32 protein-coding genes, 2 tRNA genes and 3 pseudogenes are annotated in these 25,965 nt (G+C 65.0%); 18 read left to right on the top strand and 19 right to left on the bottom strand.

The features are described from left to right. Positions 1-83 precede the first annotated feature (83 nt). Complete coding sequence (locus GEU84_RS16905; protein ID WP_152828249.1) at positions 84-1,979, bottom strand: acyl-CoA synthetase; 1,896 nt, start codon at positions 1,977-1,979, stop codon at positions 84-86. Positions 1,980-2,093: 114 nt separating this feature from the next. Beyond that, positions 2,094-3,872 carry an ABC transporter transmembrane domain-containing protein gene (locus GEU84_RS16910; RefSeq protein WP_152828250.1) on the bottom strand — a complete coding sequence of 593 codons (1,779 nt, stop codon included), beginning with the start codon at positions 3,870-3,872 and terminating at the stop codon, positions 2,094-2,096. A 166-nt stretch (positions 3,873-4,038) separates the two neighbouring features. On the opposite strand from GEU84_RS16910, the gene GEU84_RS16915 reads away from it, so the two are divergent. The 5 genes from GEU84_RS16915 (at position 4,039) to GEU84_RS16935 (ending at position 9,368) form a co-directional block, all read left to right on the top strand. Then, positions 4,039-4,719 carry a haloacid dehalogenase type II gene (locus GEU84_RS16915; protein ID WP_152828251.1) on the top strand — a complete coding sequence of 227 codons (681 nt, stop codon included), beginning with the start codon at positions 4,039-4,041 and terminating at the stop codon, positions 4,717-4,719. Further along, positions 4,716-5,558, top strand: a complete 843-nt coding sequence (locus GEU84_RS16920; RefSeq protein WP_152828252.1) for an alpha/beta fold hydrolase — start codon at positions 4,716-4,718, stop codon at positions 5,556-5,558. Before GEU84_RS16915 ends, GEU84_RS16920 begins: the two co-directional genes overlap by 4 nt. Further along, a complete protein-coding gene (locus GEU84_RS16925) occupies positions 5,555-6,532 on the top strand; it encodes a threonine ammonia-lyase (protein WP_152828253.1) in 978 nt (325 codons plus the stop codon). The genes GEU84_RS16920 and GEU84_RS16925 overlap by 4 nt, the downstream gene beginning before the upstream one ends. A 284-nt stretch (positions 6,533-6,816) precedes the next feature. Then, positions 6,817-8,043, top strand: coding sequence for a TCR/Tet family MFS transporter (locus tag GEU84_RS16930; protein ID WP_152828254.1), 1,227 nt, complete (start codon positions 6,817-6,819; stop codon positions 8,041-8,043). Between the two features lie 86 nt (positions 8,044-8,129). Next, positions 8,130-9,368 (top strand): mandelate racemase/muconate lactonizing enzyme family protein, encoded by a 1,239-nt coding sequence (locus tag GEU84_RS16935; protein ID WP_152828255.1) that lies wholly within the window; start codon positions 8,130-8,132, stop codon positions 9,366-9,368. Positions 9,369-9,650: 282 nt separating this feature from the next. On the opposite strand, the gene GEU84_RS16940 is transcribed toward GEU84_RS16935, so the two are convergent. From GEU84_RS16940 to GEU84_RS16980, 9 genes are all read right to left on the bottom strand, one after another. After that, a tRNA-Phe gene (locus GEU84_RS16940) sits at positions 9,651-9,726 on the bottom strand. 106 nt (positions 9,727-9,832) lie between these two features. Beyond that, on the bottom strand, positions 9,833-10,015 hold the full coding sequence (locus tag GEU84_RS16945) for a DNA gyrase inhibitor YacG (protein WP_174539942.1): 183 nt from the start codon (positions 10,013-10,015) through the stop codon (positions 9,833-9,835). Beyond that, on the bottom strand, positions 10,012-11,064 hold the full coding sequence (locus GEU84_RS16950; protein ID WP_152828256.1) for a ribonuclease E/G: 1,053 nt from the start codon (positions 11,062-11,064) through the stop codon (positions 10,012-10,014). Before GEU84_RS16950 ends, GEU84_RS16945 begins: the two co-directional genes overlap by 4 nt. Beyond that, a complete protein-coding gene (locus GEU84_RS16955; RefSeq protein WP_152828257.1) occupies positions 11,061-11,639 on the bottom strand; it encodes a Maf family protein in 579 nt (192 codons plus the stop codon). Before GEU84_RS16955 ends, GEU84_RS16950 begins: the two co-directional genes overlap by 4 nt. 19 nt (positions 11,640-11,658) lie before the next feature. Then, positions 11,659-11,877, bottom strand: a complete 219-nt coding sequence (gene infA / locus GEU84_RS16960) for a translation initiation factor IF-1 (protein WP_152828258.1) — start codon at positions 11,875-11,877, stop codon at positions 11,659-11,661. A 255-nt stretch (positions 11,878-12,132) separates the two neighbouring features. Beyond that, the gene (locus tag GEU84_RS16965) at positions 12,133-12,996 is read right to left on the bottom strand and encodes a carbon-nitrogen hydrolase family protein (RefSeq protein WP_152828259.1); all 864 of its coding nucleotides are present in this window, start codon (positions 12,994-12,996) and stop codon (positions 12,133-12,135) included. 58 nt (positions 12,997-13,054) lie between these two features. Further along, positions 13,055-13,642 (bottom strand): GNAT family N-acetyltransferase, encoded by a 588-nt coding sequence (locus GEU84_RS16970; RefSeq protein ID WP_152828260.1) that lies wholly within the window; start codon positions 13,640-13,642, stop codon positions 13,055-13,057. Further along, complete coding sequence (locus tag GEU84_RS16975) at positions 13,639-14,034, bottom strand: ketosteroid isomerase-related protein (RefSeq protein WP_152828261.1); 396 nt, start codon at positions 14,032-14,034, stop codon at positions 13,639-13,641. Before GEU84_RS16975 ends, GEU84_RS16970 begins: the two co-directional genes overlap by 4 nt. A gap of 94 nt (positions 14,035-14,128) precedes the next feature. Then, positions 14,129-14,971, bottom strand: coding sequence for an SDR family oxidoreductase (locus GEU84_RS16980; protein ID WP_152828262.1), 843 nt, complete (start codon positions 14,969-14,971; stop codon positions 14,129-14,131). A gap of 93 nt (positions 14,972-15,064) precedes the next feature. Between GEU84_RS16980 and GEU84_RS16985 the strand changes: the two genes are divergently transcribed. After that, positions 15,065-15,445: a winged helix-turn-helix transcriptional regulator gene (locus tag GEU84_RS16985; RefSeq protein WP_152828263.1), complete on the top strand. Its 381-nt coding sequence runs from the start codon at positions 15,065-15,067 to the stop codon at positions 15,443-15,445. Positions 15,446-15,513: 68 nt separating this feature from the next. Here the strand turns inward: GEU84_RS16985 and GEU84_RS16990 are convergent, their stop codons facing one another. Further along, positions 15,514-15,915 (bottom strand): arsenate-mycothiol transferase ArsC, encoded by a 402-nt coding sequence (locus GEU84_RS16990; RefSeq protein WP_420899287.1) that lies wholly within the window; start codon positions 15,913-15,915, stop codon positions 15,514-15,516. Positions 15,916-15,980: 65 nt separating this feature from the next. Further along, entirely contained in the window at positions 15,981-16,454 is a 474-nt protein-coding gene (locus GEU84_RS16995; RefSeq protein WP_152828286.1) for a UPF0262 family protein, read from the bottom strand. Positions 16,455-17,097: 643 nt separating this feature from the next. Between GEU84_RS16995 and GEU84_RS17000 the strand changes: the two genes are divergently transcribed. Continuing rightward, positions 17,098-17,187 (top strand) — tRNA-Ser (locus GEU84_RS17000). 283 nt (positions 17,188-17,470) lie between these two features. Here GEU84_RS17000 and GEU84_RS17005 read toward each other — a convergent pair. Continuing rightward, positions 17,471-17,947, bottom strand: a complete 477-nt coding sequence (locus GEU84_RS17005; protein WP_174539943.1) for a DNA mismatch endonuclease Vsr — start codon at positions 17,945-17,947, stop codon at positions 17,471-17,473. Positions 17,948-17,978: 31 nt separating this feature from the next. On the opposite strand from GEU84_RS17005, the pseudogene GEU84_RS21175 reads away from it, so the two are divergent. Next, a pseudogene (locus tag GEU84_RS21175) lies at positions 17,979-18,206 on the top strand (DNA (cytosine-5-)-methyltransferase); the annotation flags it as partial. Here GEU84_RS21175 and GEU84_RS17010 read toward each other — a convergent pair. After that, positions 18,207-19,064: pseudogene (locus tag GEU84_RS17010) on the bottom strand (recombinase family protein); the annotation flags it as partial. It abuts the pseudogene before it with no gap. Positions 19,065-19,087: 23 nt separating this feature from the next. Here GEU84_RS17010 and GEU84_RS17015 point away from each other — a divergent pair. After that, positions 19,088-19,276 carry a hypothetical protein gene (locus GEU84_RS17015; protein WP_174539931.1) on the top strand — a complete coding sequence of 63 codons (189 nt, stop codon included), beginning with the start codon at positions 19,088-19,090 and terminating at the stop codon, positions 19,274-19,276. Then, positions 19,273-19,506 (top strand): DUF7220 family protein, encoded by a 234-nt coding sequence (locus GEU84_RS17020; protein ID WP_152828266.1) that lies wholly within the window; start codon positions 19,273-19,275, stop codon positions 19,504-19,506. The genes GEU84_RS17015 and GEU84_RS17020 overlap by 4 nt, the downstream gene beginning before the upstream one ends. Here the strand turns inward: GEU84_RS17020 and GEU84_RS17025 are convergent. The 4 genes from GEU84_RS17025 to GEU84_RS17040 form a co-directional block, all read right to left on the bottom strand. Then, entirely contained in the window at positions 19,503-20,333 is an 831-nt protein-coding gene (locus GEU84_RS17025; protein ID WP_152828267.1) for a DUF429 domain-containing protein, read from the bottom strand. The two genes, GEU84_RS17020 and GEU84_RS17025, sit on opposite strands and share 4 nt — an antisense overlap. A gap of 50 nt (positions 20,334-20,383) precedes the next feature. Further along, positions 20,384-20,953 (bottom strand): DUF3489 domain-containing protein, encoded by a 570-nt coding sequence (locus tag GEU84_RS17030; RefSeq protein WP_152828268.1) that lies wholly within the window; start codon positions 20,951-20,953, stop codon positions 20,384-20,386. Positions 20,954-20,956: 3 nt separating this feature from the next. Next, positions 20,957-21,154 carry a hypothetical protein gene (locus tag GEU84_RS17035; protein ID WP_152828269.1) on the bottom strand — a complete coding sequence of 66 codons (198 nt, stop codon included), beginning with the start codon at positions 21,152-21,154 and terminating at the stop codon, positions 20,957-20,959. 91 nt (positions 21,155-21,245) lie between these two features. Next, positions 21,246-21,470: a hypothetical protein gene (locus GEU84_RS17040; RefSeq protein WP_152828270.1), complete on the bottom strand. Its 225-nt coding sequence runs from the start codon at positions 21,468-21,470 to the stop codon at positions 21,246-21,248. 111 nt (positions 21,471-21,581) lie between these two features. On the opposite strand from GEU84_RS17040, the gene GEU84_RS17045 reads away from it, so the two are divergent. The 8 genes and pseudogenes from GEU84_RS17045 (at position 21,582) to GEU84_RS17080 (ending at position 25,809) form a co-directional block, all read left to right on the top strand. Next, positions 21,582-22,223 (top strand): hypothetical protein, encoded by a 642-nt coding sequence (locus GEU84_RS17045; RefSeq protein WP_241427743.1) that lies wholly within the window; start codon positions 21,582-21,584, stop codon positions 22,221-22,223. Then, positions 22,129-22,758: a DUF6441 family protein gene (locus GEU84_RS17050; protein WP_152828271.1), complete on the top strand. Its 630-nt coding sequence runs from the start codon at positions 22,129-22,131 to the stop codon at positions 22,756-22,758. The genes GEU84_RS17045 and GEU84_RS17050 overlap by 95 nt, the downstream gene beginning before the upstream one ends. Before the next feature lie 52 nt (positions 22,759-22,810). Beyond that, entirely contained in the window at positions 22,811-23,392 is a 582-nt protein-coding gene (locus tag GEU84_RS17055) for a hypothetical protein (RefSeq protein WP_152828272.1), read from the top strand. Between the two features lie 51 nt (positions 23,393-23,443). Next, positions 23,444-23,863 carry an acyl-CoA transferase gene (locus GEU84_RS17060; RefSeq protein ID WP_152828273.1) on the top strand — a complete coding sequence of 140 codons (420 nt, stop codon included), beginning with the start codon at positions 23,444-23,446 and terminating at the stop codon, positions 23,861-23,863. 120 nt (positions 23,864-23,983) lie between these two features. Next, positions 23,984-24,922 (top strand): annotated as a pseudogene (locus tag GEU84_RS17065) (phage tail tube protein). A gap of 2 nt (positions 24,923-24,924) precedes the next feature. Beyond that, positions 24,925-25,362, top strand: a complete 438-nt coding sequence (locus GEU84_RS17070; RefSeq protein ID WP_152828274.1) for a hypothetical protein — start codon at positions 24,925-24,927, stop codon at positions 25,360-25,362. Beyond that, the gene (locus tag GEU84_RS17075; protein ID WP_152828275.1) at positions 25,359-25,589 is read left to right on the top strand and encodes a DUF7697 family protein; all 231 of its coding nucleotides are present in this window, start codon (positions 25,359-25,361) and stop codon (positions 25,587-25,589) included. Before GEU84_RS17070 ends, GEU84_RS17075 begins: the two co-directional genes overlap by 4 nt. After that, the gene (locus GEU84_RS17080) at positions 25,582-25,809 is read left to right on the top strand and encodes a hypothetical protein (protein ID WP_152828276.1); all 228 of its coding nucleotides are present in this window, start codon (positions 25,582-25,584) and stop codon (positions 25,807-25,809) included. The genes GEU84_RS17075 and GEU84_RS17080 overlap by 8 nt, the downstream gene beginning before the upstream one ends. Positions 25,810-25,965: the final 156 nt, after the last annotated feature.

Genomic DNA, 25,965 nt, shown 5'->3' on the forward strand with positions numbered 1-25,965 from the left:
TGAAAGTATCCTCGGGGGGTGAGGCGCGCGGCGCCGAGGGGGGCGGAAAGCCCCCCTGAATTTTCGCAGAAAATTCGCCCGTCTCAGGCCGCCCATTCCCAGGGACGGGTGAATTCGCCCAGCACCTTCTGCACGGCGGCATCTTCCACCCCCGGCGCGCGGGCAATCCGGGCCACCAGCCCGCGCTTCTTGTCTTCCACTACCTCCGCCACATGCAGGGGCAATCCCGCCTCCTTCAGCGCGGCATCGTAGACCCGGCTGATCGCCTTCCGCCTCAGGTCGGGCTTGAACACCTTGCCCACGGCGGTTTTCGGCAATTCGTCCAGCACCTCGATGTATTTCGGCACCGCCGCGCGTTCGTGGATGTGGTCGCGGGCATAGTCCAGCAGTTCGGCCTGGCTGACCGACGCCCCCTTCACCAGTTCCACATAGGCGCAGGGCAATTCGCCTGCATGGGCGTCGGGCTGGCCAATGGCCCCCACGAACGACACCGCATCATGGCCCATCAGCGCCTCTTCGATCTCGGCCGGGTCGATGTTGTGCCCGCCCCGGATGATCAGATCCTTGGCCCGGCCGGTGATGTAAAGATAGCCGTCCGCATCCATCCGCCCCAGATCGCCGGTGCGCAGATAACGGCCTTCGGCGAACAGGCCGCGGTTCTTGTCCACCTCGGTATAGGTCGAGCCTTCGAACACGCCGGGGTTTGATACGCAGATCTCGCCCACCTCGTCCACGCCGCATTCACGCGTAACCGCCCCTTGGGCATCGGAATGCAGGATCCGCACATGGGTATGCGGGAAGGGCAACCCGACCGAACCGATCTTCTTGGCCCCGTCCGGCGGGTTCACCGACACCAGACAGGTGCATTCGGTCAGACCGTAGCCTTCGATGATCTGCACGCCCGTCGCCTTTTCAAAACGGTTGAACAGTTCGATCGGCAGCGGGGCAGAGCCCGAAAACGCGCCGCGCAGGCTGGACACATCGGCATTGACCGGGCGCTGCATCAGCGCTGCCAGCGCCGTGGGCACGGTGATCATGTAGCTGACCTTCCAGCGTTCGATCAGCTTCCAGAAATTGTCGAACACGCCCTCGCCGCGGTATCCCGCCGGGGTGGGGAACACCGCATGCGCGCCCGAAGCGATCATCGACATCAGGATCGGATAGGCCGCGAACACATGGAACAGCGGCAGCGGGCAGATGACCACATCGGTTTCGCGGAACAGCAGTTTCGCGCCCAGCCAGCCGTTATAGACCATGCCGGAAACCTTGTGCTGCGCCACCTTGGGCATGCCCGTGGTGCCACCGGTGTGGAAATAGGCTGCCACCCTGTCGGCCTGCGTGTCGGTGAACGTCAGCCGGTCGGCAGGTTGCTTTTTCATCTCGGCGGCAAAGGATTTCACGTTGGCCGTGTGGCTGACCGGGTTTTTCGGGCGCACCAGCGGCACGATCCAGCTTTTCGGCGGGGTGAGGTAGCGGTTCAGGTCCACCTCCAGCACGGTTTTCACGCCCGGCGCATGTTTGACCGCCTCGGCCACCTTCTGCGCCACATCGGTTTTCGGGAAGGCGCGCAGCGTGACCACGACCTTGGCCTTGGTCTCGCGTAGGATCGCGCTGATCTGGTCAGCCTCCAGCAGCGGGTTGATCGGGTTCACGATGCCCGCCACCGACCCGCCCAGCAGGGTCACGGCGGTTTCCAGGGAATTGGGCAGCACATAGGCCACCACGTCGGTTTCCGAAATACCCAGTGACCGGAACATGTTGGCCGCCTGTGTCACCTGCGCGTGCAACTGCGCCCATGTCAGCGTGCAGGCCTTGTCACCAGGCCCCGAGAGCAGTTGAAACGAAATCGCAGGCCGTGCCCCGTGCCGGTCTTTCGTGCGCGTCACAAAGCCATACATCGTGCGGGCCACGTCAAGGTCGCGCCACGCGCCCTCATCCTCGATGGCCTTCAGATCGGCGCGGGATGCAAATGTTCCCATGGTGTCCTCCTCCCCTGCATCCCGGTTCGTCCGGGACATTTAGCTGCCGGAAAAGATGCGGGGTTTTGCCCCCTGTCGCAAGACAAACCACCCCGCGCAACGCAACGTCAGAGATCAGACCATGCCATCGGTGAATTGCAGCCGCGCCAGCCGCGCGTAAAGCCCGCCCTCGGCCACAAGCGCATCATGCGTGCCGGTGGCGACGATCCGGCCCTTGTCGAACACCACGATGCGGTCGGCCTTTTTCACCGTGGCCAGCCGGTGCGCCACAACCAGCGTGGTGCGGCCCTGCGCCAGCCGTTCCACCGCCGCCTGCACCGCACGTTCCGATTCCGCATCCAGCGCGCTTGTCGCCTCGTCCAGCAGCAAGATCCGGGCATCGCGCAGGATCGCACGGGCCAGCGCGATGCGCTGCTTCTGCCCGCCCGACAGCATGACGCCGCGTTCGCCCACATAGGTGTCATAGCCCTGCGGGAGCGCGGTCAGGAAATCATGCGCCGCCGCCGCCTCTGCCGCCGCCGTGACTTCGGCATCGGTGGCACCGGGGCGGCCAAAGCGGATGTTTTCACGCGCAGACGTGGCAAAGATCACCGGATCCTGCGGCACCAGCGCCACCGCCGCGCGGAAATCGGCGCGGGTCATGCTGCGCAGGTCCACCCCGTCAATGGTCACGGCCCCGCCCTGCGGGTCGTAGAAGCGCAGCAACAGTTGCAGCACCGTGGTCTTGCCCGCGCCCGACGGCCCCACCAGCGCCACGGTCTCGCCGGGCTGCACCAGCAGGTCAATCCCGTCCAGCGCCGACACCTCGGGCCGGGCGGGGTAGCGGAACCGCACACCCTGAAACGCGATCTCGCCCCGCACCGGGCGCGGCAGGGCCACGGGTGCCACAGGGTCAAGCACCGGATCGTCGGCATGCAACAACTCGCCAAGGCGTTCGGTGGCCCCTGCCGCGCGCTGCAACTCGCCCCAGATTTCCGACAGCGCCCCCACCGACCCCGCCACCATCACGGCATAGATCAGGAACTGGATCAACTCTCCGGGGCTCATCACCCCTGCCCGCACGTCGCGCGCGCCAATCCACAGCACGCCCACGATGCCGGTGAACACCAGAAAGATCACGATCACCGTCATCACCGCCCGGGTGCCGATGCGGGTCTTGGCCGATTGGAACGACCGTTCGGTCATCACCGCAAAAGCGCTGCGCGACTGCGGCTCATGCGTGAAGGCCTGCACCGTCTGCACCGACAAGAGCGCCTCGGAAGCGTTGCCCGACGATTGCGCGATCCAGTCCTGATTTTCGCGCGAAAGGTTGCGCAGCCGCCGCCCCAGCACGATGATCGGCACCACCACGGCAGGCACGATCAGCAGCACCAGCCCCGACAGCTTGGCCGAGGTGAAGAAAAGCAGCACCAGCCCGCCGAACAATATCAGCACGTTGCGCAAGGCGACCGAGACTGACGACCCGATGACCGACAGGATCAGCGTGGTGTCGGTGGTCAGGCGGCTAAGCACCTCACCAGTCAGGATGCGTTCAAAAAACGCGGGGCTCATGCCCATCATCCGGTTGAACAGTGCCAGCCTTATGTCGGCCACCACCCGCTCGCCCAGCCGGGTCACAAGGTAATAGCGCAGGCCGGTGCCCGCAGCCAGCAGGGCTGCGACGGCAAGGGCGGCGGCAAAATACTGGTCCAGCAGCGTGGCATTGTTGGCGGCGAAACCGTCGATCACCCGCCGCACCGCCAGCGGCAGCACAAGGCTGACAGCGGCGGTCAGCACCAATGCTGCCAGCGCGGCCAGCGTCACCCCGCGATAGGGTGCCATGAACGGCAACAGGCCACGCAGCGCCCCCACCCGTTTTGATGGCGCGCGTTCCGTCTCATCCTGCCCAGCCATCGGCCTCTCCCTGTTCCACGCTATCGGGTTTAGGCGCTGGGGCAGCAGGGGGCAAGCGGCGCGTTTGACGCGCCCCGGCACCTTTGGCCAGGTCTGGCCCCTGTCCCGCCCGCAAGCCGCTTTCCCTTGGCCCAAAGCTGTGCAACTTTCGGCGGCGGAGGTGGCCATGCCTGTGACGCTGTATGTCTTTGACGCCTATGGCACGCTGTTCGACGTGGCCGGTGCCGCGCGGGCTGCTGCCGAACCCGGTAGCGCGCTGGCGGCGCTCTGGCCCCGGCTGGCCGAGGACTGGCGCCGCAAACAGCTGGAATACACCTGGCTGCGCCGCATCATGGGCCAGCATGCCGATTTCGCCTCCGTCACCGCCGATGCGCTGGACTGGGCGATGGAGGCTGCGGGTCTGCCCGACCCCACCCTGCGCGCGCGCCTACTGGCGCTGTATCAGACGCTACCCGCCTACCCCGAGGTTCCGGCCACACTGGCCGCCCTGCGGGCACGGGGCCTGCGCACGGCGATCCTGTCAAACGGCACGCCGGGCATGCTTGCCGCCGCAACCGCCTCGGCCGGCATCGAAGGGCTGCTGGATGACGTGCTGTCGGTCGAGGCGATCGGCGCCTACAAGCCCGATCCGCAGGTTTATGCGTTGGTGGGCCAGCGGTTCGGCGTAGCACCCGATCAGGTGCGGTTCGTGTCGTCGAATGGCTGGGATGTTGCCGGGGCCGGTGCCTTTGGCTTTCGCACGGTCTGGGTGAACCGCGCGGGCCAGCCGGTGGACCGGCTGCCGCACCGGCCTGACCTTGCGCTGCCCGACCTTTCAACCCTTCCCGATCTTTCAGGACAGGCATGACCCCGCAGTTTTTCACCACCCCCGACGGCACCCGGCTGGCCTATGCCGACGAGGGCCAGGGCACACCGCTGCTGTGCCTTGCCGGCCTGACCCGCACCATGGGCGATTTCGCCTACATGGCGCCGCATCTGCCGCCCTGCCGCCTGATCCGCATGGATTACCGGGGGCGCGGGGCGTCACAATGGACCGGGGCCGCCAGTTACACCGTGCCGCAAGAGGCGCAGGATGCGCTGGCGTTGCTGGATCATCTGGGCATCGCGCAGGCGGCGGTTCTGGGCACCTCACGCGGGGGGCTGATCGGCATGATGCTGGCCGCCGTGGCCCGGCCCCGCCTGCTGGGCCTGTGCCTGAACGACATCGGCCCGGTGATCGAGCGGCAGGGGCTGGAGCGGATTTTCGACTATGTGGGCCGCAACCCTGCGTCAAAGACCCATGCAGCACTGGCCGCCGCCCTGCCCCGCAACATGCCTGGCTTTGCCAATGTGCCGCCAGACCGCTGGATGGCCGAGGCCGTGCTGCATTACACCGCCACCGGCTCCGGGCTGGCCATCACCTATGACCCCACGCTGCGCGAGGCGTTCCTGGCTGGCTTTCAAGCGCAAACGCCCGATTTCTGGCCGCTGTTCGACGCCTGCGCAGGCCTGCCGCTGGCATTGATCCGGGGGGCCAATTCCGACCTCCTGTCAGAGGAAACGGCCGCCGAAATGCGCCGCCGCCGCCCTGACATGACAATTGCCGAGGTGCCCGACCGCGCGCATATCCCGTTTCTGGACGAGCCGGAAAGCCTGACCGCGCTGCATGCCTTCCTGCAAGCCGTTGATTCGAAGGACACCACATGACCAGCATCGCCATGATCGAAGCAGCGGCTCAACGGCTGGCAGGCCGGGCGCGGCGCACACCGCTGCTGGCCTCGCCCTTTCTGGATGAGATCGCGGGCCGCCGGGTTCTGGTCAAGGCCGAATGCCTGCAACATACCGGATCGTTCAAGTTTCGCGGCGCGTGGTCTGCCGTGTCGGCGCTTGACGCTGACATGCGGGCGCGCGGCGTCATCGCCTTTTCCTCGGGCAACCATGCGCAGGGCGTGGCGCTGGCCGCCGCACAGCACGGCACCAGCGCCGTGATCGTCATGCCCGCCGACGCGCCCGCGCTGAAGATCGCCAACACCCGTGCGCTGGGGGCCGAAGTGGTGCTGTATGACCGCGCCCGCGAAAACCGCGATGCCATTGGCGCGGCGCTGGCCGCCGAACGCGGGCTGACGCTGATACGGCCATATGATGATCCGCAGGTGATTGCCGGGCAGGGGACAATGGGGCTGGAGATCGCCGAACAGGCCGCCGAGGCGGGCGTCACAAAGGCCGATGTGATCGTGTGTTGTGGTGGCGGCGGGCTGACCTCGGGCACCGCCCTGGCGCTGGAGGCCCGCGCCCCCGGCCTGCGCGTGCGCACGGCAGAACCCGCAGGCTTTGACGATGCCGCGCGGTCGGTGGCGGCGGGGTCGATCCAGCGCAATGCCGCGCTTTCAGGCTCGATCTGCGATGCCATCGTGACGCCGGAACCGGGGCAGCTTACCTTTCCGATCCTGCGGCGGCTGTGCGGCCCGGGACTGTCGGTGACGGATGACGAGGCGCTGGCGGCCATGGCACTGGCCTTTCTGCGGCTGAAACTGGTGCTGGAACCGGGCGGGGCTGTGGCGCTGGCGGCGGCCCTGTTCCGACGCGACCAGATCGCGGGCGATGCGGTGATCGTCACCGCCTCGGGCGGGAATGTCGGGGCCGAGGTGTTCGGGCAGGCGCTGGCACGGTTTGCGGCCTGAACGGGTTTGTGATTTTGCAATGTTTGCGGCGATTTTTCAGGCCACGTGTTTTCTGAACATAGCCTCACAAACCACGATGAACGCAGCCGTTCTGCCAAAGCTGATGCCGGGGAAGCTTGGCTTCTTTCAACATTCTTGTCTGGAAATGCGACTCTCCGCTTTTGGTGAGCGACAACTGTGCAGGCAAGGCCACCCGCCTGCCCACACCGGCCAAAACCCGGCCTTTCCCTTGCCCATAACCCGCCCTAGTATCACCTCGCCCGCATCCCGGGCCGGATGCCGCCATGCGTAACCCCCGCCTTGCCCTGACCTTCATCCTGACCACTGTGACGCTGGACGCCATCGGCATCGGGCTGATCTTTCCGGTGATGCCCGACCTGATCGAGGAAGTGACCGGCGGATCGCTGGCCCAGGCCGCCGTCTGGGGCGGGTTTCTGGCCACATCCTTTGCGGTCATGCAATTCCTGTTCGGCCCGCTGATGGGCAGCCTGTCCGACCGTTACGGCCGCCGCCCGATCCTGCTGATCTCGCTGGCGGTGATGGCGGTCGACTATCTGGTGATGGCCGTGGCCCCCACCATCGGGCTGTTGCTGCTGGCGCGCATCGTGGCGGGCATCACCTCGGCCACATTCTCCACCGCCACCGCCTTCATCGCCGACATCACCCCGCCCGAGGACAGGGGCCGCCGCTTTGGCCTGATCGGCGCGGGGTTCGGCATCGGGTTCGTGCTGGGGCCACTGATCGGCGGGCTGTTGGCGGGCATCGATACCCGCGCGCCGTTCTACGCCGCCGCCGCGATGGCCGGGGCCAACCTGATCTTCGGCGCGCTGATCCTGCCCGAAACCGTCACCGATGCCACGCGCCGCCCCTTCGCGCTGGCCCGTGCCAACCCGCTGGGCGCCCTGCGGGCCGTCGGCCGCCTGCCGGGGCTGGGCAGGCCGCTGGCGGTGTTTCTGCTGCTTTCCATCGCGATGAATGTCTATCCGGCGATCTGGGCGTATTACGGGCAGGCGCGTTTTGGCTGGGATACCGGCATGATCGGCTTTTCGCTGGGCGTCTATGGCATCAGCTTCGCGCTGGGGCAGGCACTGCTGGTCGGCCCGCTGATCCGCCGCTTTGGCGAACACCGCGCCGCGCGTTATGGCATGTGGGTGGATATCACCACACTCGCCGCGCTGGGGCTGATCACCTCGGGCACCGGGGCGCTGCTGCTGACACCGATCACCGCACTGGGCGGCGTGGTGACCCCCGCGTTGCAAGCCATCCTGTCGCGCCAGACACCCGAGAATGCCCAAGGTGAATTGCAGGGCGTGCTGGCCAGCCTTGCCGCCATCGCCATGATCACGGCCCCCCTGATCATGACTAACACCTTCAGCCTGTTCACCGGCCCTTCCGCGCCGGTCTTTGCCCCCGGCGCGCCGTTCCTGCTGGCGTCGGCCCTGATGGTCGCTGCCATGCTGCTGCATGTCGCAGGCCCGCGCGATTCCAGACCACACTCCCCCACACACTGACTCTGCGACATTTTCTGTCGATAAGTATCCCACGGGGGTCCGGGGGTGTGAAACCCCCGGCTCTGCCGGCAACAGAGGGCCCGCCCATGCGCCTGAAAGACCTCGAAATTTTCACCGTCGCCCCACCTTCGCCCGGCTGGGGGGGCCGCTACTGGACCTTTGTGAAGCTGACGACGGATGACGGCATCACCGGCTATGGCGAATGCTATGCCTCCACCGTCGGGCCAAAGGCGATGAATGCGGTGATCGAGGATGTGTTCACCCGCCACATGCAGGGCCAAAGCCCGGAAAACATCGAATGGATGTTCCGCCGCGCCTATTCCGCTGGTTTCACCCAGCGGCCAGACCCTACGGTGATGGGCGCGTTTTCGGGGTTGGAGATTGCCTGCTGGGACATTCTGGGCAAGGCGAGGGGCCGCCCCGTCTGGGCGCTGCTGGGCGGCATGGTGAATGAACGCATCCGGTCCTACACCTATCTTTACCCTGCGCCGGGCGAATATTCCCCCGACTTCTGGCATTCGCCCGACATGGCGGCCGAAGCGGCGCTGCGCTTTGTCGATCTGGGCTTCACGGCGGTGAAGTTTGATCCTGCCGGGCCCTATACGATCCGGGGCGGGCATGAACCGGCGCTGTCCGATATCAGCCGCTCCGCCGCCTTCTGCAAGGCGATCCGCGAGGCGGTGGGCGACCGGGCGGATTTGCTGTTCGGCACGCATGGCCAGTTCACCACGCCGGGCGCGATCCGCATGGGCCATGCGATCGACCCCTATGGCCCGCTGTGGTATGAAGAACCGATCCCGCCAGACAATCTGGCCGAATTCGCCGTGGTCGCGGCGGCGGTGAAAACCCCGCTGGCCACGGGTGAGCGGTTGACCACCAAGGCCGAATTCGGCGCATTGCTGCGGCTGGGCGGGGTGAAGATCCTGCAACCGGCACTGGGCCGCGTAGGTGGCATCTGGGAGGCCAAGAAAATCGCCGCCATGGCCGAGGTGTTCAACGCCGAAATGGCCCCGCATCTGTATGCCGGGCCGGTGGAATGGGCCGCCAACATCCATTTCGCCGCCTCGATCCCCAACATCCTGATGGCCGAAACGATTGAGACCGGCGGGTCGTTCCACCAGCAACTGATCGGTCACACGATCACCTGGGAAGATGGTTATATCCTGCCGCCCACCGCCCCCGGCCTTGGCATCGCCTTTGACGAGGATGTGGCCCGCGCGCATCCCTATACCGGCGACCGCCTGCATCTGGAGATGCAGGAAGCGCCCTGCGACTATCGCCACGGCAACCGCTTTGAGGGCGGGGCACCGACCAGCACGCTATAGCCAGCCAGTGCCGTTGGCCCCGTCCGGCTTTGGGATGGGGCCTGCTTTCTGCCGTCAAGTGAATGATGCGATGCATCCGCCGTTGCAGTCGGCAGAGTTCGGCGGTTGGTCAGATCGACTTGCCACGCTCCGATCCGCGACAGGCCGGACAATGCGGCCTGCGACCATGCAATCGCTGTGTTGAATCCTGCCCCTGCAGAAAACACGATGTCACAGGGCAACCCACGCCCTGAATTGCGGGTGCAACGGATTTTCAGGATCGGTTTGTATCGGGGTATTTTATGGTGCCCGGAGACGGATTTGAACCGCCGACACGCGAATTTTCAATCCGCTGCTCTACCAACTGAGCTATCCGGGCACACAAGCGAACGGCGATCCGTTCTCGTGGAGCGGTATTATGCGAGGGCGCAGGGGCTGTCCAGAGGGGGCGGGAAAAAATCTGCGTGCCGGGCGGTGTTGGGCAGTCAGTGGTGTGAGGGCCTGTCGCGCAGGTCTGTGTCTTCGTCGCAGGCGTCAGGGTCCACCGGTTCGGCGGGGATGGCGTAACTGCCGGTCAGCCAGCGGCCCAGATCGACATCGGCGCAGCGGCGTGAGCAAAAGGGGCGATACTTCGGATCGGCGTCCTTGGCGCAGATCGGACAGGTCACTTCCGCAGCCCCGAAAGCACTTCGGCCAGCGGCAGCCGGTCACGCTTGCGCACCAGTTCGTAAAGGCCCAGCGGCGTCCACCCGGCAAGGCTGGTTTCCGCCGCCTCGCCCTTGAAGGCGGCGCGCAGCACCTGTTCCAGTGTCGCGCGGTCGCGTTTCGGCATCGGGGCGAAATCCACCACCACCTGCCCGCCAAAGCCGCGCAGCCTGAGCTGGCGCGGCAGGTCGCGGGCGGCGGCGACATTGGCCTTCATCCCGGCGGCGGGCGACGTGTCTGGCCCGGTGTTCACATCAACGGCCACCAGCGCGCGGGTGGGTTCGATCATCATGTGGCCGCCGCCCGGCAGTGGCACATGCGGCGTCAGCAGCGCGTCGATCATCTCCAGCACGCCATGGTCGGCAAAGGCCGTGGGCCCTTCGGCCACCTCATCCGGGGCCGGGTCTGACCAGTCGCGCCACGCCGTTTCCTGCGCGCCCGCGCCATCGACCAGCAGTTCCGGCCCGCCGCTGGTATCGGCCAGCACCGCCACCGCCAGATCGCGCATCGCGCGGATATCGTCGGCAATCTCATCCTCATCCGCCGCTTCGGCGGCAGAGCGGATGATCAGCCCCATATCGGCGGGAGAGCCTGCCATGGCATCAGCTGCCAGCGCCTCCAACGCGTCGCGGGTATCTTCCTCGCGGATGCGGCGTGACACGTTCAGCCCGGGCGCCCCGGGCGTGACTATGGCCAGACGGCTTTTGAACAGCAACCGACTGGTCACGGGCACGGCCTTGCCCGGCTCGGCAGCGCCCGTCACCTGCACCAGCACGCTTTGCCCCGGTGCTAGCCCCGACACCTGGCGCAGAAAGCCTGACCCTTCGGGCAGTTTCACGAAAACCCCGCCCTGCCCCTTCATCTGCCGGTCCACCACCGCGCGGTAGATGGCACCCGGCACCGGCGCTTCGCTTGCAGGGTCGATCAGCAGATCCTGCAACTGCCCGTCCACGATCAGCGCGGCAGCATCCTGCCCCCGCACCTGACCCAGCGCCACAACCCGGCCTATCATGCGTCTCTCCGATACACATTGTAGCCCGCCGTCGCCAGCAGGGCCGCAGTTTCGGCCAGGGGCAGGCCCACGATGCCGGTGAACGAGCCTGACATCCACGGAATGAACGCCCCCGCCAGCCCCTGAATGGCATAGCCGCCGGCCTTGCCCTGCCATTCATTGCTGGCCAGATAGGCGTTCAGCTCCACATCCGACAGGCGTTTCATCTTCACGTCGCTGACCACTTCACGGGCCCACAGCCGCTCGCCCCGGCGCACCGCCAGCGCCGTGATCACCTGATGCCGCCGTCCGCCCAAGGCCAGCAGAAACTGCGCCGCCTGCCCGGCATCCGCGGGTTTGCCCAAGATCCGGCGGCCCAAGGCCACCGTTGTATCGGCACACAGCACGATGTCATCCGGGCCAGCAGGCACCGCCGCCGCCTTTTCCGCCGCGATCCGCACGCAATAGGGGCGCGGCAGTTCGCCCTTGCGGGGGTCTTCGTCGATATCGGGGGACAGGATGGCGTCAGGCGTGATGCCCAGTTGCGCCAGAAGTTCCTTGCGGCGCGGGCTGGCCGAGCCGAGGATCAGGCGCATGGCATGGCCTGCGCTGCCGTCACTTGAAGCGGTAATTGATGCGGCCTTTCGACAGGTCATAGGGGGTCATTTCCACCTGCACCTTGTCGCCTGCCAGAACGCGGATGCGGTTCTTGCGCATCTTGCCTGCCATGGTTGCGATCAGTTCATGGCCATTGTCGAGCTCGACCTTGAATGTCGCGTTGGGCAGGAGTTCCTTGACGACACCGGGAAATTCGAGCGTATCTTCCTTGGCCATGGTCTCTCCAATAAGGGTTGGCCCGCGTCCTGCGCAGGCTCGGGCGGTAAATGCGCCGGGATTCGCTGATTTTCAAGGGGAAAATGCGCGGGGCGGGGCAATGAGGGCGGTGGCAGGCCATAGCGCGGCGGCCAGCGGTGGCGGGACGGCCATCATGTTATCAGGGGCTTGGCCGGGGTTCGGCGCGGCAGCATGCTACTTTGGTCGCAGGCGGGGCCTGCCGCATAGCCGCCATGCGCGCCGCTGCTGTGGCTCTCAGGGCCTGCCCACCCGCGCCGCCTGTTCCGCCCAATGCCGGTGATTGAGCACCCCGCCATCGGCGCGCACGCGGGCAATCTCGGAAAGGTGCACTTCCGCCACGGCCCAGCCCGGCACGTTCAGCGCGGTTTCGGCCAGAATGCCGGTCTCGGGCCAGCCCCGGTCAGGCGGGCCGTAAACCGCCGCGCGGCCCACATTCTCATCCACCGCCGGGCACCAGTCGCAGGGGCCCACCGTGGGCGCATGCACCACAACGCATTGATTTTCCAGCGCCCGCGCCATTGAGCCAACCCGCACCCGGGTAAAACCCGCAAACGTGTCGGTGCAGGACGGGGCCAGCAGAATCTCGGCCCCCTGTTCGGCCATGGCGCGGGCCAGCAGGGGAAATTCGCTGTCATAGCAGATGATGATGCCGATCTTGCCTAGCGGCGTGTCAAACACCTGCACCCCCTGCCCCGGCACGACATCCCAGGTTTCGCGTTCAAACCGCGTCATGATCAGCTTGTCCTGATGGCCGATGATGCCGTGCGGACCATAAAGCGTGGCACGGTTTACGGGCCGGTCGCCGGTGTAGACCGGGCCGGAAGCACCGAGGATATGGACGTTGTGGGTCTGGGCGAGGCTGAGGTGGATTTCGTCGGCGGCGTTCCGGTGGCTGGCCACCTCACGCAACGCCGCCTCCAGATCGGCGGCGGTTTCCCTGCCGGCAAGCGAGGCCAGCTCCATCGCGCCATATTCCGGGAAGACCAGCAGCTGCGCGCCCTGCGCCGCGGCACCGGCAACCCAGGTGGAGAGTTTGGCTTCGTAGGCGGCGAGCGAGGGGAGCCAGTCGAGGGGGTAGGCTGCGGCAGCGATTTTCATGGCTTGTCCAGATGTTGACGATGCTTGTGGCAGTCTTGTGCCACGAAGGCGCAGGCGGTTAAATCCACCGCCCCCAGAACTGCAACCGTTTCGCCGAGTCCCACGTCTCGCCCACGTCCGTCCAGCGGAATTCGGCCACCACGCCCTCCATCGGCTGATAGCCCCTGCCCCGCCAGAATGCCTCGTTGCTGCGGGCAGCAATGGGACGCAGCGGGTGGTCGTCGGGGCGCAGCACCGAGCAGAAGGCGATGAAACGGCGGCCCAGGTCTCGGGCGTGATCCTCGCGCAGGTCGAAAAAGCGGTGGCCGATGCCCTGCCCGCGATACCCCGGCAGCAGCACGGATTCGGCGCAATAGAAGATGTCGGTCAGCGGAATGCCGGTCGCGGCAAAGGCCTGCGCGAAATCATTGGTGTGATCCTCCATCGGGGTGCCGGTGGCGGCCCCCACCAGCGCCTCGCCGTCAAAGGCCCCCACCAGCAGCGCGCCCGGGCTGTCGCGATACCAGCGCAGATAGCCGCGCTCATACTCCACCGTGCCTTCGTAAAGATAGGGCCAGTCGCGGAACACGGTAATGCGCAGCCGGGCCAGATCATCCAGCGCGGATTCCAGATCATCCCCGCGCAGGCTGCGCAGCGTGACGGTCATGATACCTGCCGCAGCCAGTCGGCCAGATTGTAGAATGTGGTGACGCGGGCGATCTTGCCATCGCGCAGGTCAAAGAACGCCCCGGCGGGCAGGATGTAGGTCTGGCCTTTCGCCTCGGGCAGACCGGGGTCGGTTTGCAGATAGCTGCCATGCACCACGAATTCGGCCGCGCCGCGCGTGCCGTCCTCGTTCACGAAAATCACCATGTCGCGCAACTGCTCGGCATAGGATACGCCCATATGTGCGCAGAAATCGGCGAACAGCGCGCGGCCCCGGCGGATGCCACCCTCGTTGACGCGGTGTTCGATGTCGTCGCTGACACAGGCCAGCATGCCTGAGGCGTCACCGGCGTTGAAGGCGGCGTAATAGGCTTCGATCGCGGCGCGGGTCATGGGATTCTCCGTCAGGACAGGGTATTGCGGCCCTGTTCTGCCACGGAAACCGGCGGGCCGCCAATCCTTGCCAGACGGACGGCCCGCGTTTTGCCTAAAGTGCGGCAGCCACAGCGGTGGCCAGCGGCGTGGTCGGCCGCCCGATCAGACGCGACAGGGTGCGGCTGTCATCGAACAATGCGCCTTTGGCGGCGTGAGCGTCGCTGTCGGCCAGTGTCGCGGCAAAGGCCGCGGGCAGGCCGAAACCTTCCAGCGCGGCAGCATAATCCGCCTGCGGCAGGTTGACATAGCCAACCGGCTTGCCCGCCTGGCGCGAAACCTCTGCCGCCAGCTCGGCGGGGGTAAAGGCGGTATCGCCCCCAAGTTCATAGATCTTGCCCTCATGCCCCGGCTCTGCCGCGACAACTGCAATCGCCTCGGCATAGTCCGCGCGGGTTGCTGCCGAAACACAACCCTCGCCGCCGCTGCCGATCAGGCTGCCATGCGCCACGGCCCCGGCCAGTGCGCCCAGATAATTCTCGGTATACCAGCCATTGCGCAGGATGGTGAACGGCACGCCCGATGCTTTCAGCGCGACTTCGGTGGCGATGTGATCCTGCGCGAGGATCATCGGCGAGGCATCGCCCTTCAGGATCGAGGTATAGACGATCCGCCCCACGCCCGCCGCCTTAGCTGCCGCTATGACATTGGCATGCTGCCCGGTGCGGTCATTGAAATCATTCGAGGAAATCAGCACCAGAACAGTCACGCCTTCCAGCGCGGCAGTTTGGCCTGCGGCCTGATGATAGTCGAACGCCCGCAGCGGCACGCCCAGATCGGCCCCCTTGGCCGGGTCGCGGACAAGGCCGATCAGGTTGGACTGGGGGCTGCGGGTTTTCAGGGCAGCAATGGCAAGGCGGCCGAGTTGGCCGGTTGCTCCGGTGATGGCGATGGTCATGGCAGGCTCCTTCGTTGGGTGTGGCGCAGAATTGCGCCTTTACTTACGAAAAGGAAGAACCTACAAAAATGTTAGTATACAGCAGAGGCGCAGATGAGCCTTTCGGAAATCGCACAGCGGATTGTAGACCGGCGCCCGCCGGATGTGATGGCGGCGGATTGCCCCTCGCGGCAGGTGTTGCAGCATGTGACAAGCCGCTGGGGCACCCTGGTGTTGCTGGCGCTGCTGGCGGGGACGCACCGTTTCAGCGCGCTGCGCCGCCGGATCGGCGGGGTCAGCGAGCGGATGCTGGCCCAGACGCTGGACCTTCTGGAAGGCGACGGGCTGGTGCTGCGGGTGGCGCATAACGTGGTGCCGCCGCATGTCGATTACAGCCTGACACCGCTGGGGCAGCAGGCAGCCGAACAGGTCGCGGCCCTGACAGGCTGGATCGAGCAGGCGTTGCCACAGATTCTGGCGCAGCGCGCCGGCTGAGGCGGGCGCGACATTCCTGCGAAATGGGTGCAGTCTTTGCCCAAGAAAAATGGCAACACGGGCTGCCGTCAGTTCCCCGCCTGCACCGGCGCCCCGAACCGCGCCAGCATGCGGTCCCTGATCTGGTCGCGCGCCTGCCGGTAGGCCGACAGTTTCGCCTCGCGCCCCTCGCCCAGCCCGGTGGGGTCGAGGATCGGCCAATACTCCACCTCCAGATGATAATAGCGCGTCAGTTCCAGCGCCATGCGCTGACTGGCGGGAGACAGGGCTATGATCAGGTCGAACCCCGACAGGTCATCGCCCCATTCCTGCATCTCCTCGAAACTTCGGGAACGGTGGCGGCTCAGTTCGATGCCCAGTTCCTTGCAGACGGCTACCGAAAAGCCGTCAACCTCCATGTCGTTCTTCACGCCCGCCGACTGCACATAGGCCGCCTGCCCATACATCTGCTTCATCAGCCCTTCGGCCATGGGCGAGCGCACCGCGTTATGGTCGCAGCAAAACAGCACGGACGCGGGGAGTTTTTCCGCCACCCTCAGCCCCAGTGCAGAACGCAGATCAGGGTGAACAGGCGGCGCGCGGTGTCGATATCCACCTCGGCCTTGCCCTCCAGCCGTTCCTGCAACACGCGCGCGCCCTCGTTGTGGATGCCGCGCCGCGCCATGTCGATGGCCTCGATCTGGCTGGGGGGCAGGCGCTTTACCGCCTCGAAATAGCTGTGGCAGATCTGGAAGTAATCCTTGACCACCTGCCGGAACGGACCAAGCGACAGGTGAAACTCGCCCACCTTTTCCACCTGCTCGGTGGTGATGGCAAACACCAGCCGCCCCTCACGGATCGCCAGGGCCAGCCGGTAAGGGCCGGGCGGCACCTCCCGGTCTTTCAGCGGCAGGGCAAAGCTGTTGTCCTCCAGCAGGTCAAAGATGGCAACCTTGCGCTCCTGCTCGATTTCCGGCGTTGGGGCGGAAAGGCCGCGGTCGTCGATCTCGATATGGCAGATGCGGTTCATCGGCATGTCCGTGGCTGGGCTCGCCTAGCGTGATGCCGCAGAGCGGTGGCCCGCGCAAGTTCCACGTTGCGCAGACCACAATTCACAACAATTTTGTGGTTTGCGGAGGAGGCAAGACTATCCGCGCCAGACAGACAATCAGCAGAAATCGTCCGTTACGGGCTGGTTTGCGGCATCTCGCGAGGCTTTGCCCAAGTCTTGTTGAAGATGTCCGCGGCACCTTGTGCCGTGGGCGGGGCCCCTGCCAAGGGCTGCCCCCTGCCAAGGTCGGCCCGTGCATCTCCTGTGCCTGCCGCAGTCGGGCAGGATGAAGCCAAAGGCGAAAGGTCAGCAGCCTTCGGGCAGGCTACACCATGCCACCCCGTCCCAAGGGCGTGGAAGTTGGCTTTTGCCAACCAAAGGCCATCCATGCCAGCCCGGCCCACCCTTGGCCGCGCTAGAGCCACTTGCGGTGGGCCCGACCGGGGTGCGCCATGATGCCATCCCGCCGTGTTCGCAAGAGTTGCGGCCCGACACAGACCAAAAGGCAACCGCTGTACCAACTTCTCCTCCCGTGGCATGCGCCTTTCAGCGGCTACGAACCCTCTGCCCATTTCTCTTTCCTCTTGCCCCCCCCGCTGCAGGCCGCTAAACGATATCCGTCGGAGGCGTGGCTGAGAGGCCGAAAGCACTCGGTTGCTAACTGAGCGTGGGGGGAACCCCACCGTGGGTTCGAATCCCACCGCCTCCGCCACTTGCCCCTCCGAAAGCGTTCTCCCGATCCGGCTGCGACCGGGTTTTCCCGTTGTTTTCGGGGGTTATGCGGGTGGGGCTGTTAACCGGCACAGTCCCCATAAGGCCGGAAAGCGTTCTCTCCGGGCCGATATTCTCCAGACCTGTTGCCTGCGCAGTTTTGGTGAACAGGTATCAAACATCTGTTTATCAAGGCAATTATTGCGACGTCAATCCGACTTGGATTGGGGTCGCGTCCGGGGCTGATGCGACGCAGGTCGAACTCTCAGGCTACCCGAGCCCGCTCATCCTTCAGCCCGCTCTGCGACCAGTTCCGTTTCGCCGATCTCGATCTCGGCAGCGCCGCTGCGAAGCCAAGCATCGAGAAGATTGGCTGCGACTTCAACCTGTTGCGGCTTCCTGGCCGCACATTCCCAGACCGTCGCCACTCGCCATCCTGCTATGAGCAGAGCGCCTCGCGCGGCATTGTCACGCACAACGTTTGCTTCGAACTTCGTCTGCCAGAATTCCGGGCGGGTCGAAGGGATGGAGGTATAGCGGCAGGCTGGATGGCGGTGCCAGAAGCAACCATGCACGAACACGACCGCCCCGTACTTCGGGAGAACCAGATCCGGGCGTCCGGGAAGACCCGTCGCGTGCAGACGGTAGCGGAATCCTCGGGCATGCATAGCGCGGCGGAGGGCCATTTCAGGCCGCGTGTCCTTGCCTCTGATCCCGGCCATCATCCGGGAACGGGTCTGCTGGTCGACGTTGTCCGTCACATGGCTCCTGGCGCTCGATCGTGAACCTGGTATACACCCTGAGAATGCAATTCGTCAGGAGCCTGATTTGCCTGCCACTTTCGGCATTGTCGATCTGTTTGCCGGTCCGGGCGGGCTGGGCGAGGGATTTGCCTCGTTCGTCCGCGATGGGCACCGGCCCATCCGGATCGGCATTTCCGTCGAGAAGGAGGCATCTGCACATCGGACACTGACACTGCGCGCGTTCCTGCGGGAACATGGCGCGAGGCACGGCTGCCTAAAGTCGCCCGCCTTTGCGGGTGTGGGTTAGCGAGAAGGCAGCCCCATCTGGACCGTAGAGCAATCCCTTAAGCAGCGCGGGGGTGTCGGCGCGGGTCCGGGCTGCGCGCTTGCGCGGGCTCTCGGTCAGGATGGCATGGGCCGCATCCCAAAGTTCACGGGCGATGATCGCCGCATGCTCACCGGGGTAGCTGGTTCCTTTGTGGACCGCCTCGCCGATGTAGACCCGGTTGTTGAGCATCCGGTAGATGAACTTCTTGTCAATCCGATGCCCGCGGCTGGTGGTGACGCCCCGTTCGGCCAGTTCGCGCGCCAGCAACGTGCCCGATCCGATCTCGATGAAGCGGGCAAAGACCCAGCGCACATGCGCAGCATCGGCAGGGTTTTCGACCAGTTTCCGGTCTTTCACCTCGTATCCGAGGGGCGGGCAGCCACCCATCCACATGCCCTTCATCCGGCTGGCGCGGACCTTGTCCCGGATCCGCTCAGCCGTCACCTCCCGTTCGAACTGGGCGAAAGACAGCAGGATATTCAGCGTCAACCGCCCCATTGAGGTGGTGGTTTTGAACGACTGGGTGACGGAAACGAAGGTAACGCCATTGCGGTCGAACACCTCGACCAGTTTGGAGAAATCCATCAGCGAGCGGGACAGGCGGTCGATCTTGTAGACCACCACCACATCGACCAGCCCATCCTCGATATCGGCCAGCAGCCGCTTCAGGCCGGGGCGTTCCAGTGTGCCACCGGATATGCCGCCATCGTCATACTGGTCGCGAACCAGCACCCAGCCTTCCGACCGCTGGCTGGCGATGTAGGATTCGCAGGCCTCGCGTTGGGCATGCAGGCTACGGCCTGCTTGGCCGCCAGGTCCTGGTGACGCCGATGGTTGGGAGCGATACCTCCGATGTGCGCCGGACCTTGAACCCGCTGTTCGTCGAAGCGCTGATGGGCTGGCCCACCGGGTGGACCGGCTTCGGCTCTGTGGCAACGGCGTGGTCCCGCTGGTTGCGGCGCATGCGCTGCGAACTCTCGCGGCTGAACTGCTGGCCGATGTATGAGGTGGCGACATGAAGCAGTCCGGCCTGATGTCGTTGGTCGAAGCCGTGGCCAACGTGATCGTTGGCTACGGAGTCGCAGTCGCTACCCAGATCTTGATCTTCCCGATCTTTGGACTCCAGACGACACTGGCGCAGAACCTGAAGATGGGCGCGGTCTTCACCGTGGTGAGCATCGCGCGGTCCTATGTGCTCCGGCGGCTTTTCGAGGCAATCCGGGTTAGAGGCTGGAGATTGCGGTCCTAGGCGATTGGCACACCGCGCTCAATTGCTGCTCGCTCCAGTCTGGGCCGCGTGAATTCAGATATGGGCGTAACCATGTAGCCACCGGTCAAGTCACCGAGCATGGCTGAACAGGAGACCGGCCCGGCCCGCCACGCCAGACCGATCAGAGCGCAGAGGGCTGCGTCCAGCTTGTCCTGATCAGCCTTCCGAGGCAATGAGAGCGCATGCATGCGGTCGGACCAGTTCACGAGGCCAGTCACGCCGAAACCCAGTGCGGTAGTTTGGATTACATGCGTTACGGACCGCCAGTCTTCCAGACGGAATTTCTTCCGGTTTTGCGGGTTGTACTTTGGCGCTCGTAATCGCTGAGAAAAAGCGTCCTCGAACGCTGGGAGAGCAAGCGCCGGAAACACTTCGATCAGAAAATGTCCGGCAGGTGCCGTGCGCGCCTCGATAGGATCTTGCGTCGCATTGAGATCCGAAAGGAAAGACCAAACGGGCGAGTTGTCACAGAACATGCCGATCTTGCTACGGTTGGCAGGCTGAACGCCTCCGCCGACAAATGAGACCAACGACCCGGCAACTTTGTCAACAGGGCGACTTCCTGTGGAATTGGGCACGACCGTTGGTTGATCAAGTGCGACGAGGCTCACAGAATAACTTTGACGGAGCGATCCGATGAACGCACGCGCATCTGCAAATGAGACCAGACAAGGCTCATGAAACTCGACTTGGCCACGCTCATCGAACGCTATGGCACAGATTGCTCCCGGCGCTTTCACCGCATCGGTCCACGCTGAGTCGAAGCCGAAGATAACTGTACTGCTTTGCGGGTTCACGTAATCCATGTGGTCCTCCGCAAAGCAGCATAGCCAAAGGGTGCAGCGAATAAAGGTGATTAGTTGACCAGTCTATACACCCGTCCGCGTCCCTCGACCTTCTCCGAGCTGACTTCGAGCCCGAGTTTCTTCTTCAGCGCCCCGGCCATCGCGCCCCTGATCGTGTGAGCCGCCCAATCGAGGGCGACCATGATCTCCTCGATGGTCGCACCGTCGGACGCGCGCAGCATGGCGATCAGCGTGGCTTGCTTCGTGCCCTCGCGCGGCGTGCGCGCCTTGGGCGCGGCGTCTGGTTCGCTGGCGGTGACGGGCGCGGATTCGTCGGTCGGCGCGTCCGTCGCGCCCACGGGCGCGGTGTTCGCGTCCTCAGGCTCGATGCCCATGGCGGCGAGGCCCGCGTCGGTGGCGACCAGCGTTGTGCCGTGGCCATCGCCGGTTTCGCGCCACATGGGTTCGCCCTTGCGCAAATCGGCGTCGACTTCTTCGAGGTAGCCCTTGGCGATCATCGCGCCGACCACCTTGGCGGCGGCACCGCCGCGCAGGCTCTGGGGCAGTGGCAGGGCGATGCGCTCGAGCCGCTGGGTGGCGGCGCTCAGGATCAGGGCTTGGGCATCGGAAAGCCGGGTCATCGTTCAGCCCTCCAACGCGGTGCGGCCGAAGCCGAGGATCGGGAGGATGAAGGCCGCGTCCTCGGGGTCGCGATCCGGCGCTTTCAGCCAGTGTGCCATGGCGGTTTGGCCGGTGACAAAGTCAGGGAACTGGCCAAGCCAGCCAAGCTCACCGCTGCGGTCGACCAGTACGAGGCAGGGTTGGGTTTGAAGGAGTGTCATCGGGTCGTCTCCGTATTCGGGCCGCGACCATCGCGTCCCTTCTACGAGGCCAAGCCCCTCAGGGCGGGGCTGGCGCGATGGTTGGGTCGAACTATTCGGCGTGTTCGCCTTCCTTGAAGGCGCTGTCGGTGATCTCGCGCAGCTTGGCGCGGTAGTGGTTCAGGGTGCCAACGTGCCCCCAATGGATCGCGTCAGGGCTGGTCTCGAAGTGGTCGGCGCTGAGGGCGGCGAGGCGTGCCAGCATCGTGTCGATCTCGAACTTGGCGGCGAGGAAGGCGTAGAGGGCTTTCGTGTTGTCGGTTGCGCGGCGAGTCATCTTGGTGGCTCCTTGGTGAGTTGAATCGTCCTTCTGAAGGGACGTTCGCTCTGTCCGCGATGCTTATCAACGAGATAAGCGCATGATCTTGAATGATAATCGGAGACGCCAATGCAGGGCATGAGCGAGCGGCAGTACGCCGCGCATGTCGGGCTGTCGCGGGGCGCGATCCAGAAGGCCAAGACGGCCGAACGGCTGGTTCTGTTCGCCGATGGCAGCATCGATGCCGGGGCCAGCGACGTGCGGCGGGCGGAAACCACCGATCCGTCGAAGACCCGGAAGCCGCCCGAACCAAAGATGAAGCCGGTCCCCGAGGCGGCCGTTGCTGCTGTGGGCGACACGCTCCGCGAACAGGGGCTGGCGGTCCCGGCGGTTGGCGGCGGCACGACCTATCTGCAGGCGAAAACCGCCAACGAAGTGCTGAAGGCGCAGGAACGTCGGATCCGGCTGCAGAAGCTGAAGGGGGAATTGATCGAGCGGGCGCGCGCGCTGTCGCTGGTTTTTCGCCTCGCGCGCGAGGTGCGGGACACATGGGTGAACTGGCCCGCGCGGTCGTCGGCCTTGATGGCGGCGGAACTGGGGGTCGAACCGGCCGCGATGCAGAAGGCCTTGGAAAAACATGTCCGTGGACTGTCGATCTGCGTCCGGCGTGATGGCAATGAAACTGAAACTTGCCATCGATCCCGACATCGTCGCCCTGATGGCGGCCGAGGTCGCAGCGGGGGAACGCGCTGTCACCGCGGCCATGCGTGAGGCTGGCACCAGCCTGAAATCCGCCTGGCGAACCCAGATAACCGGCGCGGGGCTGGGCACACGCCTCGCCAACTCAATCCGCTCTGCCAACTTCCCCAAGTCAGGCGAAAGCCTGAACGCGGCAGCGCTGGTCTGGTCGAACGCGCCGGTGATCATCGGCGCGCATGATACCGGCCCGCTGATCCGCTCGAAGAACGGGTTCTGGCTCGCGATCCCCACGCCAGCGGCGGGCAAATCCAAGCGCGGCGGCCGGATCACCCCCGGCGAATGGGAACGCCGCACCGGTCTACGTTTGCGGTTCATCTATCGCCGCCGAGGCCCAAGCCTGCTGGTGGCTGAAGGACGGCTGAACACCAAGGGCCGGGCCGTGGCATCACGGTCGAAAACCGGCAGGGGCGTCGTCACCGCGCCGATCTTCCTACTGGTGCCGCAGGTCAAGCTGCCGAAGCGGCTGGATCTGGCGCGGGATGCCGAACGGGCGGCAGACGGTGTTCCGGGGCTGATCGTGGCGAACTGGGTGAAGGGTCTTGCCTAATCCAATGATATACCCGACTCTCCCTTCGGAAGAGAGGTTCAGGGGGGACTCGATGCGTTATCGCAGATATATGTGGATTGTAGATTTCGTAGGCGTATTGGCGGCAATTTCAATTTTTGGTTATCTCTTTTTTCCGGCGGAATGGCGGCCGGCGGGTCGGGTGGATGATTTTTGGGGCAATGCTTCCGCAGAACTCGCGGGCATCTGGATTTCCGTAAGATTGATTGAATGGGCGCTGCGGCAACATGATCTTTCAGCTCGAGTGAGGGTTAGAACTGTTCGAAATATGAGAATGCTTGAAAACCAGCTTATGCATTTCTTGGACAGCCGTTTTGTCGGTGCACTACGACGTCTAGACTTTGAAATTGGCTGGGTCCGAAACCGCGGAGATGCAAGAAAGCGGTGGCTCAAGAAAGACGAAATTCAAGATTTGGAACTTTTCTTTTCCGCTCTAGCTGATGTGCGTGCAATGTTACCTTCCATGGAAGATTATTCGTCCAATGAGGGGAAAACTGATGAGATCGTCCGGAGTAATGAGTTCGGGGAGAAACTCGTCGCTCTGGCGTCCGCGCGAGAAAGGGCCGAAGTCAACATCCTTCAAGAAACTGACGAGGATGAGGGGATAGTCGGCTAAGGGTCTTGTGAACTTCTCCAAACCTCGCTTCATTCGGTACTGAATAAACCCATGCCCACCCGTCGCGAAACCATCCTCGCCGCGCTGCATGCGCGGCTTTCGGCGTTGCCCGCCGTCGTCCTGCGCGGTGACGTGTTGCCCGAACGCGTGCCTGCCGCTGGCCTCCTGATCCTGCGCGATGGCGAGCCGGGGGAGCCGGAAGTGACGCTGTCGCCCCTGCGTTACCACTACCAGCACCGGGCAGAGATCGAGGTGGTCGTGCAGGGATCGGCCCGTGATGCCGCCTTCGACACGCTTTGCGCCAGCATCGGCGCGACGATTGCCGCCGACCGCACGCTGGGCGGGCTCTGCGACTGGGTCGAGGCGGAAGCACCGCGCCCGGTCGATCTGGCCGTCGATGGCGCCGCCAGCCTGAAGGCATCGGTGATCCCGGTAGTGTTGCATTACACCTTGATCGATCCGCTTGGCTGATACCGACAGCAGGTCCCATCCTGCGTTCGGCGGGACAAAGGTCCCCCGGACCTTTGTTTGATCCGCCTCACTCCACGACCGATCCGCTGGCCTGACCCCGAATAACGAAAGGAGACTACAATGGCACGAGCCCATGGGGCGCGGGCGCAGATGGCGCTTGCGTTCGAATCCGTTTATGGCACCGCGCCCGCGACGGGCTACCGGACGGTGCCGTTTGCCAGCACCACGCTCGGCTCCGAACAGCCACTGATCGCGTCGGAACTGCTGGGCCAGGGGCGCGATCCGCTGGCTCCGATCAAGGACGCGGTCACCGCCGATGGCGATGTCGTGGTGCCGATCGACGTCGAGAACCTTGGCCTGTGGCTGAAAGCGGCCTTCGGCGCGCCGGTCACTTCTGGCACCACGCCCAAGACCCACACCTTCCAGTCCGGCAACTGGACGCTGCCGAGCCTGGCCATCGAGACGGCCATGCCCGAGGTGCCGCGCTACGCGATGTACACCGGCTGCGTCTGCGATCAGTTGTAGTGGCAGATGGCACGCTCTGGCCTGCTGACCGCGACGGCGCGGCTGGTGGCGCAAGGCGAAAGCGTCGCGGCAACCACGGCCGCTGGCACGCCCACCTCGCTGGCGCTGCAGCGGTTCGGGCATTTCAACGGGGCGATCACGCGCAACGGCTCGCCGCTCGGCAATGTCATTTCCGCCGAGGTGACCTATTCCAACGGCCTCGACCGGATCGAGACCATCCGCTCGGACGGCCGCATCGAGGGGGCCGACCCCGGCATGGCCGCCCTGACCGGTCGGGTCGAGGTGCGTTTCGCTGACAGCACGCTGATCACGCAGGCCATCGACGGCACGCCTTGCGAGTTGGTCTTTGCCTGGAGCCTCGGGGCCAATGCCAGCTTCACCTTCACCGCCCATGCCGTCTACCTGCCGCGCCCCCGCATCGAAATCCCGGGCCCGCAGGGTATCCAGGCCACCTTCGACTGGCAGGCCGCCAAGGCCGTCAGCCCCGCCCGCATGTGCACCGCCGTCCTCGTCAACACCGTTGTGAGCTATTGACCATGATCAGACTGAACCTGACCGCATCCCCTTCGTGGCTGACCCTCGCCCCCGGCCTGCGCCTCAACGTGGCCCCGCTGACGACTGCCTTGATGGTTTCGGCCCGTGCCGATCCTGCCATCGAAGCCCTGCCGAACACCGCCACGCAGGAAGAACTGGCGCTCGCCATGGCCAAGGCCGTCGCCCGTCGCGCCGTGCTGGATTGGGAGGGGGTCGGCGATGACGCGGGCCATGCTGTGCCGGTTTCGCCCGAAGGCATCGATGCCCTTCTGGAAATCTGGCCGGTCTTCGAGGCGTTTCAGACGAAATACGTCGCCAAGGGTCTGATCCTGGACGCGGAAAAAAACGTCTCCGCGCCCTTGCCGAATGGTCCTTCGGCGGGGGCGATCGCTACTGCGCGGCCTGCCAAGGGCGCTGCCCCGACTGCCCCGCAAGATTGAACCGGCCACAAACGGAACAGGGCTGGCAGGTCTGGGATCTGGTCGGCCGCCTTGGCGGGCAACTGCGCGTGATCCCCGGCGCGGTGCTCGGCTGGGACATGGGCGCGGCATTGGCAATGGCGCAGGCCCTCGGGATCGACGCCCTCATCGCCGCCGATCTGCTGCCCGAGATCGAGGCGGTAATGGTGCGCAAGCTGAACGAACAGATCGGAGGCGGCCATGGCTGAGAAAAGGGTCAGTGTCCGACTGGTCGCCGAAGGCGGCCGTCAGGTCCGCGGCGAACTGGAAGGCATCGGCGAGGCGGGCACGCGCGGGTTTGGCCGACTGTCCTCCGAGATGGAACTCGCCAATGCTCGCCTCGGCAGGGGCCGCGCCCAGTTCAGCATCCGGGCGTTCTCAGGCTTGCGAAGCTCGTCGATGAAGGGCTTGAAGCATTCGTGGTCGTAGTAGTCCCAAATCGCGAGCTGTGCGCCCTCGGCCGAGGCTGTGTGAAAACCTCCAGATATGGTATGCTTCCTGCGATACAGGAGTGCATTTATGTCAGGTTTCATTGAAGGGGTAGACCGGGATCAGGTGACGCTGTTTCCGGACCGTCTTGAGGAC

This window comes from Fertoeibacter niger (assembly GCF_009380135.2).
Lineage (GTDB): Bacteria > Pseudomonadota > Alphaproteobacteria > Rhodobacterales > Rhodobacteraceae > Fertoeibacter > Fertoeibacter niger.

What these genes read in the sequence shown, in the direction of transcription:
- GEU84_RS16905 (WP_152828249.1), bottom strand. Translation starts at nt 1,979, where the DNA reads ATGGGAACATTTGCATCCCGCGCCGATCTGAAGGCCATCGAGGATGAG.
- GEU84_RS16910 (WP_152828250.1), bottom strand. Translation starts at nt 3,872, where the DNA reads ATGGCTGGGCAGGATGAGACGGAACGCGCGCCATCAAAACGGGTGGGG.
- GEU84_RS16915 (WP_152828251.1), top strand. Translation starts at nt 4,039, where the DNA reads ATGCCTGTGACGCTGTATGTCTTTGACGCCTATGGCACGCTGTTCGAC.
- GEU84_RS16920 (WP_152828252.1), top strand. Translation starts at nt 4,716, where the DNA reads ATGACCCCGCAGTTTTTCACCACCCCCGACGGCACCCGGCTGGCCTAT.
- GEU84_RS16925 (WP_152828253.1), top strand. Translation starts at nt 5,555, where the DNA reads ATGACCAGCATCGCCATGATCGAAGCAGCGGCTCAACGGCTGGCAGGC.
- GEU84_RS16930 (WP_152828254.1), top strand. Translation starts at nt 6,817, where the DNA reads ATGCGTAACCCCCGCCTTGCCCTGACCTTCATCCTGACCACTGTGACG.
- GEU84_RS16935 (WP_152828255.1), top strand. Translation starts at nt 8,130, where the DNA reads ATGCGCCTGAAAGACCTCGAAATTTTCACCGTCGCCCCACCTTCGCCC.
- GEU84_RS16950 (WP_152828256.1), bottom strand. Translation starts at nt 11,064, where the DNA reads ATGATAGGCCGGGTTGTGGCGCTGGGTCAGGTGCGGGGGCAGGATGCT.
- GEU84_RS16955 (WP_152828257.1), bottom strand. Translation starts at nt 11,639, where the DNA reads ATGCGCCTGATCCTCGGCTCGGCCAGCCCGCGCCGCAAGGAACTTCTG.
- infA (WP_152828258.1), bottom strand. Translation starts at nt 11,877, where the DNA reads ATGGCCAAGGAAGATACGCTCGAATTTCCCGGTGTCGTCAAGGAACTC.
- GEU84_RS16965 (WP_152828259.1), bottom strand. Translation starts at nt 12,996, where the DNA reads ATGAAAATCGCTGCCGCAGCCTACCCCCTCGACTGGCTCCCCTCGCTC.
- GEU84_RS16970 (WP_152828260.1), bottom strand. Translation starts at nt 13,642, where the DNA reads ATGACCGTCACGCTGCGCAGCCTGCGCGGGGATGATCTGGAATCCGCG.
- GEU84_RS16975 (WP_152828261.1), bottom strand. Translation starts at nt 14,034, where the DNA reads ATGACCCGCGCCGCGATCGAAGCCTATTACGCCGCCTTCAACGCCGGT.
- GEU84_RS16980 (WP_152828262.1), bottom strand. Translation starts at nt 14,971, where the DNA reads ATGACCATCGCCATCACCGGAGCAACCGGCCAACTCGGCCGCCTTGCC.
- GEU84_RS16985 (WP_152828263.1), top strand. Translation starts at nt 15,065, where the DNA reads ATGAGCCTTTCGGAAATCGCACAGCGGATTGTAGACCGGCGCCCGCCG.
- GEU84_RS16990 (WP_420899287.1), bottom strand. Translation starts at nt 15,915, where the DNA reads ATGGCCGAAGGGCTGATGAAGCAGATGTATGGGCAGGCGGCCTATGTG.
- GEU84_RS16995 (WP_152828286.1), bottom strand. Translation starts at nt 16,454, where the DNA reads ATGAACCGCATCTGCCATATCGAGATCGACGACCGCGGCCTTTCCGCC.
- GEU84_RS17015 (WP_174539931.1), top strand. Translation starts at nt 19,088, where the DNA reads ATGGTTGGGAGCGATACCTCCGATGTGCGCCGGACCTTGAACCCGCTG.
- GEU84_RS17020 (WP_152828266.1), top strand. Translation starts at nt 19,273, where the DNA reads ATGAAGCAGTCCGGCCTGATGTCGTTGGTCGAAGCCGTGGCCAACGTG.
- GEU84_RS17025 (WP_152828267.1), bottom strand. Translation starts at nt 20,333, where the DNA reads ATGGATTACGTGAACCCGCAAAGCAGTACAGTTATCTTCGGCTTCGAC.
- GEU84_RS17030 (WP_152828268.1), bottom strand. Translation starts at nt 20,953, where the DNA reads ATGACCCGGCTTTCCGATGCCCAAGCCCTGATCCTGAGCGCCGCCACC.
- GEU84_RS17035 (WP_152828269.1), bottom strand. Translation starts at nt 21,154, where the DNA reads ATGACACTCCTTCAAACCCAACCCTGCCTCGTACTGGTCGACCGCAGC.
- GEU84_RS17040 (WP_152828270.1), bottom strand. Translation starts at nt 21,470, where the DNA reads ATGACTCGCCGCGCAACCGACAACACGAAAGCCCTCTACGCCTTCCTC.
- GEU84_RS17045 (WP_241427743.1), top strand. Translation starts at nt 21,582, where the DNA reads ATGCAGGGCATGAGCGAGCGGCAGTACGCCGCGCATGTCGGGCTGTCG.
- GEU84_RS17050 (WP_152828271.1), top strand. Translation starts at nt 22,129, where the DNA reads ATGAAACTGAAACTTGCCATCGATCCCGACATCGTCGCCCTGATGGCG.
- GEU84_RS17055 (WP_152828272.1), top strand. Translation starts at nt 22,811, where the DNA reads ATGCGTTATCGCAGATATATGTGGATTGTAGATTTCGTAGGCGTATTG.
- GEU84_RS17060 (WP_152828273.1), top strand. Translation starts at nt 23,444, where the DNA reads ATGCCCACCCGTCGCGAAACCATCCTCGCCGCGCTGCATGCGCGGCTT.
- GEU84_RS17070 (WP_152828274.1), top strand. Translation starts at nt 24,925, where the DNA reads ATGATCAGACTGAACCTGACCGCATCCCCTTCGTGGCTGACCCTCGCC.
- GEU84_RS17080 (WP_152828276.1), top strand. Translation starts at nt 25,582, where the DNA reads ATGGCTGAGAAAAGGGTCAGTGTCCGACTGGTCGCCGAAGGCGGCCGT.